This window comes from Romboutsia sp. 1001713B170207_170306_H8, assembly GCF_015550495.1.
Lineage (GTDB): Bacteria > Bacillota > Clostridia > Peptostreptococcales > Peptostreptococcaceae > Romboutsia_E.
On record NZ_JADNAX010000005.1, the window covers coordinates 50,304 to 62,962 of the forward strand.

General features: G+C 25.3%; 12 protein-coding genes. 4 read left to right on the forward strand and 8 right to left on the reverse strand.

Features of this window, described 5'->3' with window-relative positions; translation table 11 throughout:
• From I2A66_RS10920 to I2A66_RS10930, 3 genes are all read left to right on the forward strand, one after another.
• Positions 1 to 1,785 (forward strand): tyrosine-type recombinase/integrase, encoded by a 1,785-nt coding sequence (locus I2A66_RS10920; protein ID WP_195251637.1) that lies wholly within the window; start codon positions 1 to 3, stop codon positions 1,783 to 1,785.
• Positions 1,786 to 2,055: 270 nt separating this feature from the next.
• On the forward strand, positions 2,056 to 2,613 hold the full coding sequence (locus I2A66_RS10925) for a hypothetical protein (protein ID WP_195251639.1): 558 nt from the start codon (positions 2,056 to 2,058) through the stop codon (positions 2,611 to 2,613).
• A gap of 16 nt (positions 2,614 to 2,629) precedes the next feature.
• Entirely contained in the window at positions 2,630 to 4,834 is a 2,205-nt protein-coding gene (locus I2A66_RS10930; RefSeq protein ID WP_207734763.1) for a type IA DNA topoisomerase, read from the forward strand.
• A gap of 38 nt (positions 4,835 to 4,872) precedes the next feature.
• On the opposite strand, the gene I2A66_RS10935 is transcribed toward I2A66_RS10930, so the two are convergent.
• Complete coding sequence (locus tag I2A66_RS10935) at positions 4,873 to 5,103, reverse strand: hypothetical protein (RefSeq protein WP_195251640.1); 231 nt, start codon at positions 5,101 to 5,103, stop codon at positions 4,873 to 4,875.
• Between the two features lie 212 nt (positions 5,104 to 5,315).
• Between I2A66_RS10935 and I2A66_RS10940 the strand changes: the two genes are divergently transcribed.
• Positions 5,316 to 6,254, forward strand: a complete 939-nt coding sequence (locus I2A66_RS10940; protein ID WP_195251643.1) for a PD-(D/E)XK nuclease family protein — start codon at positions 5,316 to 5,318, stop codon at positions 6,252 to 6,254.
• A gap of 74 nt (positions 6,255 to 6,328) precedes the next feature.
• Here the strand turns inward: I2A66_RS10940 and I2A66_RS10945 are convergent, their stop codons facing one another.
• The 7 genes from I2A66_RS10945 to I2A66_RS10975 all read right to left on the reverse strand — a co-directional run bounded on the left by I2A66_RS10945 (position 6,329) and on the right by I2A66_RS10975 (position 12,611).
• A complete protein-coding gene (locus I2A66_RS10945; RefSeq protein WP_195251645.1) occupies positions 6,329 to 9,454 on the reverse strand; it encodes a hypothetical protein in 3,126 nt (1,041 codons plus the stop codon).
• Complete coding sequence (locus I2A66_RS10950; RefSeq protein WP_195251647.1) at positions 9,454 to 9,666, reverse strand: hypothetical protein; 213 nt, start codon at positions 9,664 to 9,666, stop codon at positions 9,454 to 9,456. Before I2A66_RS10950 ends, I2A66_RS10945 begins: the two co-directional genes overlap by 1 nt.
• 146 nt (positions 9,667 to 9,812) lie before the next feature.
• Entirely contained in the window at positions 9,813 to 10,190 is a 378-nt protein-coding gene (locus tag I2A66_RS10955) for a hypothetical protein (protein WP_195251649.1), read from the reverse strand.
• A 60-nt stretch (positions 10,191 to 10,250) separates the two neighbouring features.
• The gene (locus I2A66_RS10960; RefSeq protein ID WP_195251651.1) at positions 10,251 to 10,631 is read right to left on the reverse strand and encodes a hypothetical protein; all 381 of its coding nucleotides are present in this window, start codon (positions 10,629 to 10,631) and stop codon (positions 10,251 to 10,253) included.
• Between the two features lie 107 nt (positions 10,632 to 10,738).
• Complete coding sequence (locus I2A66_RS10965) at positions 10,739 to 10,936, reverse strand: hypothetical protein (RefSeq protein WP_195251653.1); 198 nt, start codon at positions 10,934 to 10,936, stop codon at positions 10,739 to 10,741.
• 215 nt (positions 10,937 to 11,151) lie between these two features.
• Positions 11,152 to 12,447, reverse strand: coding sequence for a hypothetical protein (locus I2A66_RS10970; protein ID WP_195251655.1), 1,296 nt, complete (start codon positions 12,445 to 12,447; stop codon positions 11,152 to 11,154).
• A 2-nt stretch (positions 12,448 to 12,449) separates the two neighbouring features.
• Complete coding sequence (locus I2A66_RS10975) at positions 12,450 to 12,611, reverse strand: hypothetical protein (RefSeq protein WP_195251657.1); 162 nt, start codon at positions 12,609 to 12,611, stop codon at positions 12,450 to 12,452.
• Positions 12,612 to 12,659: the final 48 nt, after the last annotated feature.

Genomic DNA, 12,659 nt, shown 5'->3' on the forward strand with positions numbered 1-12,659 from the left:
ATGCAAAATATAGTTAAATCTAATGATTTTGATTTAAACTTGATAGTAAATATATTAAAATCAAGAAAAGAACACAATATTACTTCTACGCAAAATTTTAGAATTTCTGAGACAATATGGTTTGATGATATTGTTTGGAATTTTAATTATCTTAATACAAACAATCGTGGTGAGAATAACTATAGATTTGATTTTACCAATATTCCTGATGAGTATGTTTTCTATCTGAAACATGTTGTTCTAAATGAAATAAAATTTACAAATAATGCCTTTGGTAGTATTCATAAGATGTTTGAGGTCCTATCAAGATTTTTTAGAGCTATGTATGATGATGAAAAAAAATATATAATAATGTTAAATAAAAAAGTAATATCTCAATATCTAGATAAACAGTCAAATACAAATAGCCCATCTTCTCTGGAGCATATTTGTGTATATTTAAAGAAACTATTCAATTTCTTAAAAACTATATCAGATTATTCATATGAAGATGTCTTAGAATATATAGAAAATAAAAATACCGAATACTCCGCAAAAGCTAAGTTATATACTGCTAAAAATGAATATATTCCTGATGACTTTTTAAATCAAACAATATCTTTAGCTATAAAAGATATGAACGACAATAGACTATCTATAAGTAATAGGATAGTTGCTGGTTTAATAATATTACTTGCAGAAACTGGCATGAGAATTGAGGAAGCCTCTTTACTTGAATCAAATATGCTAGATACTATACATATCGATTCAGGTAAAGAGGTCAATTATCTTAAATTTAAAACATTTAAAACTAAAGATACTATCGGTGAGTATAAAGAAACATTCTGTTATTTATCAGATATTGCTTCAAATGCATATAGGACTTGTGAACAATTAATGTCTAATGCAATTGATAACTTAAATGAAATACCTAATCTTAGGCGTTTAATAATTTTAAATGGCATGGAGAGCAAATTACCTAAACCTTCTCGTGTAAGTGTTCTAAGGAATATGGTAAATAATATACCAATAGATGAATTAGAGAAAATAAAAAAGATAGAAAAAAAATACTTATTTATAGATGGAAGAACTGGTCTTCAGAAAAAAGGTGCTGAAGTACTTAGAGAAAACTTAGTTTCATTTTATATAAGACATTCTGATGATATTAATTTGGATAATCTATCTCAATCAGAAATAGAATCTTTAAACATTCTAAATATTTCTAGCAAATCTAAATTTGAAAGAGAGTTTACTAAAGAGCAACGACACAATCTTTCTTATGATAGTATAAAGGAAAAAAACTTTTATTATGTAAATCCACATAGATTCAGAGTTACTGTGTGTACTAAATTGTTTGTTCAAGGTGTCCATTTAGATTTTATAGTTACACATATGAATCATATTTCAGAAGATATGACTAATTATTATAATAAAAGTTATACATTAAAAAATGATTTAAAAGAAGCTCTAAATATACTTTCTTTAATGTCACCAAATTCAGGTGGTTTAATTGAAGCTGATAGCTCTAATGTTGAATCTGATACCTATAAATTATTATTATCTGATGACTTGTTAAAAGAAAGTATATCTAAAATGAATAGTTTCTTAAAGAAAAATAAATTAAATATATTAACTGATATAAATGTTATATTAAAAAAATTAGAAAAATTATCTGCTCCTGTTGCTACAAATGACTTCGGAATATGCATAAATATCATAACACAAAAAATATGTGAAAACAGAGAGTCTTTTTCTAAAGAAATAGGTTCATACTTTTTAAATATTACTTTACCTACTTACTTATAAAGATATTCACTATACATATGAATTATTTGAAGAAAGAGTCAAGGTAGTAAATCATAACAAGAAAATATTAGAAAGAAATAGTTCATTCTTAAACGAGTATGAACGAGAATTAAATATTTTAAAGCATTTAATTGAGAATAAATTAAATAAAGAGCTACAACTTCTAAAAAATGATTTAAATACTTATGGATACAACTATGTTGTTGAAAAATATCCTAATACAGAATACATCGCTAAAAATATAAATAAAATTCAAAAGGAGATTAACAAATGGATATAGATAACTATAAAATAGATGATAAAACTCTAATATTAAATATATCTGAAAAATTGAAAGCTTTTGATATGCCTCACTATGATACTCTAAGCAAAAAAACACAAGAAAAGCTTTTAGAAGTAGAAGGTTTTATCAATAAATCAGAATATGTTATATCTAACAGTCTAGATACAATAAAACAATTTTCATTAACTAAATCAAATATCGCTGAAAATACTAGTTTTTCTAGAAGAACTTTATATAATGATAAGGTATTAGTTGAATATATTGAAAAATGTAGTAAAATGGAATTTGACTATTCAAATGGAAGTGAGCTAAAAAATTTTAAAATTAAATATAATGAACTAAAAGAATTATATGATAATATTTTATACTCCGTAATTGATATACAAGATTTAAAGTTATCAAATAAAAAACTAAATGAAGAACTTTTTAATATGGAGAAACAAATTGAAGATTTGCAAAAACTTATTATAGAAAAAGATAGAACTATTTCTGAGTTGCAAAATAATCTAAGACGTAATAATATAAGCTTAATTAAAACTAAATAAAAGGAGGTAGATAATAATGAAAGTTATTATTGCAGAAAAGCCATCTGTAGCAAAAAATATAGCTGATGCACTTAATATAAAAGTTCGAAAAGATGGCTATTTTGAAGGAAGTGACTATATTGTTACTTGGGCATTTGGTCACCTACTTCAATTATACGATGCTAAGGACTACGATGAAAAAATGTCTTCTTGGAAAATGGAAAACTTTCCTTTTATTCCTCAAAAATTTAAATATAAAGTAAAAACAAGCCCTACAGATAGAAATAAAACTGATACTGGAGCTCTAAAACAGGTAAATATTATAAAATCACTTATAGAAAGACCTACTGTAGACGGTGTTATATCTGCATGTGACCAAGATAGAGAGGGGCAGGTTATTTCAGACCTACTACTTATATATCTAAAAGTAAAAAAGCCTGTTTATAGGCTTTTATTAAACGAGTGGACTCCTGTAGAAGTTTTAAATGGTTTAAAAAATATTATACCTAATACCGATATGATTCCTCTTAGAGATGCAGGTATTAGTAGACAATGGGCAGATTGGGTTATCGGTATAAATTTAACTTCTGTAGCTACATTAAAGTATCAACAAGGTAGCGGACAACCTCTAAATATAGGTAGAGTCTTATTACCTACTCTAAAAATAATTTATGATAGGTGTAAGGAGATAGAAAACTTTAAGTCTACCGACTATTTTAAACTTTCTGCTAAGTTTAAAACTAAATTAGATTTAGAATACACAGGAATATACACTGTAGAAGATTCTGAGACTAAAGATAAGTTCAATAATAAATCTGATGCAGAAGATGTATATAATAAAATAAAGGACAAGGATGCAACTATTATAAAAAAAGATGTTGAATTAAAGAAAGAATATCCACCTCTTTTATTTAATCTTTCAAATCTACAAGGTTATGTAACTAGTAAATATAACGGTTGGTCTTCTGATAAAGTTCTTAAGGTTGCTCAAAGCCTTTATGAAAAGAAATATATAACGTATCCTCGTACAGCAAGTATGGTGCTCGAAGAAAGTTTAGTTGATAAAACAAAAAAAGTTTTAGATATTGTCAAATCTGGTTTACCATATGAATTAGATATTAAGTTTACTAAAACAAAAAGAGTATTCGATAATTCAAAAGTAGATAGCCATAGTGCTATAATGCCAACATACATTCTGCCTAAAGGTTTAACTCCAGATGAACAAATAGTATATGATGCAATTAAAAATAGATTTATTATGCAGTTTATGCCTGTAAGTGAATATGAAGAAACTAAGATTACAACTAAAATAAACGATGTAGATTTAGATGGTGTTTTTGTATCTAAGGGCAAGATTCAACTTGTAGAAGGTTGGAAAAAGGTTGAAAAATCAAATGCTAAGGATACTCTTTTACCTAATGTTTCTAAAAATGATATTGTAAGTGTTAAAGACTGCGAAGTAACTACGCATTCTACAACTCCACCAAAATTACATACTGAAAAGACATTACTTAGAGTTATGGAAACTTGCGGAAAAAAAGTTGATGATGAAGATACAATTTTAAATGGATTTAGTATAGGAACTCCAGCCACAAGAGCTGAAACTATAAGTAAGCTAAAATCCGTTGGCTATATAAAATCAAAAGGAAAATCTTTAGTATCAACAGATTTAGGTAATAAGTTAGTTGAAACCTTCCCAACAAAAGAATTATTCGACCTTGAGTATACTGGTAAACTAGAAAAAAATCTATATGATATTGAAAAATCTTTATCAGATAAAGAAAGTTTTTTAAATCTTATTTATGACTTTACAAAGGATTCTGTAAATACAATAAAAAATGAACCTAGTGTTATAATAAATATTCATCCTAGCAAAAATAATAATAAATCTAGCGAATCTCTTGGTAATTGTCCACTTTGCAATAGCCCTGTTATTGAAGGAACTAAAGGATTCGGTTGTAGTAATTGGAGAAATGGATGCAAGTTTGTTGTATGGAAAGAAGATAATTATTTAAAAGCATTTGGTAAAAAAGCTACCAAGACAATGGTAAAAAAGTTATTAAAAGATGGCGTAGCTGAGGTTAAAGGATTAAAAAGTAAGAATGGAAATAAGTTTGATGCATTCTTGAGATATGAAAAAAATCCAAACAATAATTATTTTAGTTGGAAACTAGAATTTTCAAATACTAAAGCTCCAAATACACAATCTACTCAATCAAATGATGATAAACAAATAACTTAACAATAAAACCAGTATAATATATACTGGTTTTATTGATTTTAATACCACTCTATATTACCATTATTATTTACAATATGTAACCAATCTCCATCCTTTAAATCTACCCTCAAATAATTTATCTTACTCTCTTCTACTCTAGATACTTTAACTGGAGCAACCTTATGAGGAAACTCCCATATCCCATAAAATTTACTACAAAATTTTTGAAATATAATAGAATCACTATCATTTAAATTGTAATATCCCTCTACATTTTTATAATTGTACATATAGACCTCCTTATATATTTGCTTATACTAATATTATGTATTATGAAACTTATATGTATTTATATTATTACATATATTTTTAAGAAATACCTTATATATTTTTCTATCTTAATAATAAATGGTATATTTTTCAAAAAATATTTTATTGTACTAATGGTTATATTATTAATATATAAAGAACATACGTTTACACAAATTAAGGAGGTTAAATTATGGTTAATACTCTTAATCCATATCCTGAACTTACATGGTCTACCTCAAGGTTAAATTTGCTTAATAAATGTGAAAGAGAATATTATTATAATTACTATGGCTCTCACAATGGTTTCTCTGAGCTTGTTAGCAATGAAACCCGTGAGATATACAAACTAAAGAAACTTACTAATAAAAATAGCTTAGCAGGTACTATAATACATAACAAAGCAAAAGATTTTATAAATTTAATAACTACTAATTCAAACTACACTATTAGCCCTAGCTATTTAGAAAGACATATTAATGTTGCTATTTATAATTTTAAAAATGATTGTATAAAAAGTAATTCTTATAATTCTAACTGGACACCCAAAATAAAAGGTTTTAATATGCTTCAAGAATACTATTATGGATATAAAATAAATAAATTTGAAGGCGAAGAAATAAAAGGCATTTTAAATAAATGTATTTGCAATATAGTTTTATCATACACATTTGAAGACATAAGCTTAAATAAATTAAATGTTATTATTAATGGAAATGATGACTTTACAAGCTTTGATTTTAAAGGTGTAAAAGTATTTGCTCTATTAGATTTATTATATATAAATTCAGATGGTAAGTATGTGATAGTTGATTGGAAAACTGGAAATGAAGATGAAAAACATAAATATCAAATGTTAGTATATGCTAAGTATGTTTATGATACATATGGTATAGATGCAAGGAATATAATATGTAGATTAGAATATCTTTCATCTGGTTCATTTACAGAGTACTATTTTTCAAACTCAGATTTAAATGGATTAAATTCCATTATCTCCTCTGATATAGATATATTTAAAAACTACTTAGATGACCCTACACTTAATAAAGCTAAAGATATAGGCTTTTTTAAAACTACGGAAAACACTAAATTTTGTCCTTTATGCAAATATAAAGGTATCTGTGAATAACTATTTAAATATTATAATAAAAAATCCTGTATAGAATTTTATATACAGGATTTTACTTTAGTTGATGATTTTAATTATGCTAGTTTTAATACTTTAATAATTATTAATAACTCATTTATATATTTATTAAAATAATTTAAACTATATAGCTCTCTGCATGCATTCAATATTATTTCCCTATAGTATTCATCTTCTATATCCATAACCCTGATAAACTCCTCAAACCATTGAATATTATACCCTTTTTCTTTATAGCCCTGTATAATATTTTTAAATCCATCTTTATCTAAAATATATTTTATATTATTCGATAGCATAAGTTTCACTGTATCATAATATTCACCCAAATCTACTTTAGATAAAATATTTAAAAAATAATATATATTAATATAATTAATATGCTTTATCTGTTCATTACTATTTATTAGTTTTTGAGTAAATAAGTCATCTAATATAATTGTAGCATCTAAGTCTACTGCTAAATATATACTATCAATATCTATATCTGATATAAAATTTCTACTTATATTAATAAGATTATCTCTTATTTCATAATTTACTTCTTTAACATTAATATGCTGAAGTATTGCAAATATATTTTTTAGCTTTTTCAATACCCCTGAGTAGTCTATTTCATCCTTGTACAAATTACCAACTTCTAAACTATATCCAATTTTTAATTGTTTAATATTTCTTTTGGTATCAATAATACTATTCGATATTGCATTTTTTAAACTTTTTGAAACATAATATTTTTGAGGCTCCACTTTTAATAGTTCTAGCATATTATAATGTTCTAATAGTAATAATGTTTGATAGCTTAATACAAATTTCTCTGATGTATTACTAGTTTTTGGTGCTCCTATATAAAAAGAATATTTTTTATTTAGTAATATAATATTTAATAGCTCTATTGATAACTTTAAATCATTACTATAAAATACTTTACTAAAAGGTAGACCCATTTTATTATGTTTAAAATCATACATTTCAAATTTTGTTTCATATGACTTTTCACTACTCTCGCTAATATTTTTCATAACTTCTGGTAGCTCATCTATAGTTAACGCTTTTATAGGTAAATCATCTGATATAGTATCTAATTTACTAAAACAGTATTGACTTATAATTACATTTTTATCATTAATTGATTCAATAATAAACTCTTCTCCATTATAATCAATAATATCACCTACACGTTGTTCTATTAGCTCTATCCATAGTGGGTTGTTCCTATCTATATGTAAACATCTAAAAATTTCTTTATTTATCTGATATTTCTCTTCTGCATTTAAACATATATTTATTGTTTTACTCTCATTTTTTAATACTACAACAGTTTCTTCTTTTACTTTATCTATTGATTTCTGCTCTTCTTTTTTTAAACATGCTAAGCTAAGACGCATTCTTACATAGCAACCGTATATTCTTTTGTCAACAATTCCATTTGTCATAAATATAGCTTCATAACTATAGGAATTGCACTTTTCTAAATCTCCTAATATAGCATATCCACATGCCACCCTCATATAGTCCATAGGGTTACTAGACGGAATTAGCTTATTTAATAATTTTTCTATTCCCAATGAATCATTCAGCTCTAGTTTCAAATCTATTAGTCTACAAAGAGATTGTTGGCTCAATTCAGCTTCATATATGTATTGTGCTACTCTCTTTGCCTCTTCTTTTTCATTTAAAAAATATAACATCTCTATTTTATATTTCATCAATGAAATGTCATTATGCTTATCAACTTCTTTTATTAAGTCCATATAGTACTCTTTCTTATTTGAAGATACTACCTTTCTAATTACAGTAGCTAGTACATCTTTATACTTTAATAATGGCTTTATAACCCTCATTGCATCATCAAATTTACTAATCTTCCAAAAAGAATTTGCTAATTCATCTATATCAAATTCATTTGAGACATGAATCATATTTTCTATTTTTATTAATTGTGTATATTTATCAGGTTCATTATCACAATTATTCACCATAAACATGTTAAATCTTACATTATCACTATATTTATCTTTTATCTTTTGTATTTCATCTATCATTTTATCAGTATTATAAATGTTTTTTATACTTTTTAAATAAAATTCATGCAATATAAACTCATCGTCTAATATTTTATCTCTATACTTTTCAAATAAATTAATATATAGATTATAATCTGATGTTATACTCATACATGCCATCGTATTAATCAGTACTTCTTCTGAAAATTGTATTTCTAGTATGTCTAAATATATTTTTGTTGCTTTCTCATAGTCTCCACAAATCTCTTCTATTCTAGCTTTTGCCAATTTACCTTCTAACGAATTAATTATTAACTCATCTTTTTCATCAAAAAACTGCTTAGCTTTCTCAATATCTATAATTAAATATATATTAATTATTACTAAGTTTATTTCTATGTAAAGTTCGTTAGGTACTTTTTCTACAATTGAAATTAGCTCTTTAGCTTTAAAATCAAGAATGTTTTTTTCATTTTCAGAAATAGTTACAGCTATACCTCTTCTTTGTAGTATAGGATTTACATCTGATAAAATATATACATACTTACCTATTTCCCCTATTCCTTCATCAATGGATTTTTGAGCAAACTTTTTAGCATTTAAATAATCTCTTAAATTCAGATATGATACAGCTATATAATAATAAATATTCTTATCTTTTATTTCGTTACTATTTATATAATCTAATAATTCTAATGTTTTTTTTAAATTACTATTACAAGTATAAAACATCACTTTTTTTGTAACAATATTAACAACACTTTCTTTTTTTTCTTCTAATGATTTAATATATTCTTCCATTAAATTTTCATTGTTAGTATACAAAGAATACTTATATTTAAGCTCTAATGAGTATTCACTTCCAAGTTCTTTTTCTCCTAGTGATTCTATAATAGATTCAACAGCATAATAATTCTCTAATTCTAATTCTATACTACCTTTTAAAAATTTAAGTCTTAATTCGAGTTCCTCTGGTAGAACTTCTTTTTTACATAATATAATATCTATTTGAGTTCTTGCATCATCTAAATTGCCTTTAGCAATTATTTCTTCTATTTTTTTGAATTCTTCTCCTAACAGATGATTTATTAGTTCTTTATTTTCATAACTATTCACATACTGCTTAATTTCATTCTTTATCCCTATAAGAGAAGCAAACTTTTGCATAACTTCCATTATCTATTGTCCTCTTTACTTTTATTAGTATATTGGCTAATATCATTACCAAAGAAAAATAATCCTTTAATATTTTGATTTACACTATTATTATTAGTATCCTTATCTTTTTTGAATACTTGAATTACTGTAGCAATTACTCCTATCGTAGCTATTACTCCAAACACAATGCTAGATATTCCACTAATAGCTCCCCAGTCTAAATTTTCCATATAAACCCTCCCTTATTAGTATCTATTTTATAACTACTTATTATAACATCATTTTACCATATGCTACATGTATGTTTTAATATTTATTTAATAAAAAAGAAGCCTATATAAGACTCCTTAATTAACAAAATTCAATTCAATTTATACTATAATCTATCTATTCTAAACTCTTCCATACGTATCAATTCACTATCCCCAAATTCTCCTAACGCACTTTTTATTTCTTTATAATCTGAAATACAATTAGATTTTATATATTCAATCTCAGATACCATATCTTCATACTCATTTCTATTTTTCAAATCACTACAAGCCCTTAGTTGTTGTTTGATTTCTATTTCCAATGTTTCTAAGTCATCATATAGATTGCTATAACCCCACATAGCATCCCATAATATTACACTATCACCTATTAAATATCCTTCTTGATGGAAGCTATTTGTTCTTAAATCATCATAATTTTTAGTTGCTTCAGTGTATTTTTTTCTTAATACTTTAAAACTAGCTAGATTAACTCCTGCCATAAATAAACACCTCTTTTATATGTATTGTATTATATTAATAAAATATTATTATAAGTTTAATTAATCTTGACAAAACATTCTCATTTCTCTTGTTTTAGTTTCTTCAGCATATTCTCTAAACATCTTAATTAATGCATCTATATCTTCTTCTCTCATACCAAAACGTTTATAGTTATCTCCATCAATCGCTTTAACTATTGCTACCCCAAACTCATATAAATTTGACTTTATACCTTCAATATCTTCTTGAGTAAGTCGTCCTCCCTTATCAAAAATTTCATCCGCAATTTTAATTTTATATCTTACTGGATAATCTTTAGAATTTATATCTTCCTTACTGTTAATTTCATTAAATAATACTTTAGGATTTCCATCGAAGCTTCTTTTATATAATTCAACCTCATCCGAAAATTCTGTCCAATCTCTTACTATAATACTCATCTTCTACCTCCCATATATTATTCAGTATATTATACCATAATTTTACAAACCAATATAATCTTACTATTTTATTTATGCGTAAAAAAATAAGAGCATATGCTCCTATTTTAGCTTCTAAACCCTTCTATATCGTACATACTAGCACCTATTACATTTTGAATTTGAGTATCTGTCCATCCAGAAGATATAGCTAGTTGAGTAGCTACATTTCTTAGGTCAAAAACCTCCCCTTGTAGTTCATTTAGTCTTTTATTTATTTTTTCATAAAGTTCATATGAATTAGAATCTAGTTCATCTTTAAACATCTTATTTATCTCCTTTATATATACTCGTATTTAACTATAATATATATTAACCACTTTAGTATATTTTATCCTTTGATGAAATAAGATTCTAATATAAATTATATACTATCCCTCAATAATATTATTATGTTGATAAACTAAATTCGAAGTTGAGTAAATAAAAAAACATCGGATGAATATATAGAAATATTTGCTATATTAACTTTAACCTATTCCTACTTGTAAATAATTTTACAAATATCATCTCCATCTGCAATAAGCTCTAGTTTAATTATATCTTTATTATCAAGTACTTCTAGCTTTTCTAGTACTCGCTCTTTATCCTTCATTTTAACATTGTAAAATTCTCTATAAGCTTCTGTAAAATTTATACTTTGGTTAAATAAATTAATACTCTTATCATTTAAATCAACTCTTAACATAGACTTTTCCATATTTTTAATCATATCATACTGATTACTATCCTTATTTACTTCAAGTGTAAGCGTAACACTACCATAGTTTATATCGTAAGATTTATTTTCCATTGCACATAATAGTATAGCTATATTTTCTAAATCTTCTTCTAATATATTATCTTTAGGTAAAGTAAATTCTATATCATAATGTTTCTCTAATCTATGCAAATCTTTCAATAATTTGCTTCTTTTTTCTAAGTCAACTTTATTATCTTCTATATTAGGATTATTAAAACTAATAATCACCTTTCCTTCTTTAAGATAAATAATTTTCATATCTAAATTTTGGTTACATTTTTCTAAAAATTCACTAACTAACAAATTGGCTTCTACATTTAATTCATATCCTTTATTTGTATCTATAAAAAATCTACATTCATCATTTTTTTCTAAGTCTATAATAAATTTTATAACTACTCTAGAAGATTCTTCTTTTTCATTACTTAGTGTTATTTTGCTACCATTAATTTCAGTTATTCCTATTTCTAAATAATCAATAGAAAATATATTGTCTCCAAATTCTATTTTTACAGGAATAGCTGGAGGGAACTCTCTATTAAGTATTTCTAAGGTACACTTACTATGTTCATCACTTTTCATAGTTTCTACCAAGTGCTCCCCTATCCATAGTTTTAACTCTTCTACATCTAATGTTATCGGCATTTGCTTTTCATATCCATAATTGACCAAATCACTCATATTTTTTGCCCACTTATATTCCTCTGGTAATTTAAATCTCACATTCCCTCTCGGCGGATATTTTTCAAATGCTTCTTTAGATGTTGGGATATGACCTATTTTGATTCCTTCATTTCGATTAAGTGATATATCATATTTCCAATATGGTGCACATGGATGCTGATTTTCAACTGAACGGGTTAATATATCTAATTCATTTATAACTTCTCCAACTTGACCTTTTCTAGCTAAGTTTAGTACATGTCTGTGACTTAAATCTATATTTATTTCTGAGTTTTGTATATTAGTATTGATTTTTCCTTTTTGTTTATTCTTTGCTTTTTTACTACTTAATGCATTTTTTATAAAACCCATATTTACTTTTTATCCCCTATATTAGAATTTTGTATATTTATATTATTTCTTCCTTTTTGCTTGTTTCGTACTATACTTTTTGTAACTCCTATACCAATTCCTGAAACTATAATAGCAACTACTACACCAGCTATTATAGCTTCTAATATATTCGATATATCCATATTTTCATCCCCTTAATTTCTAATTCATACCTAATATTATACCATATT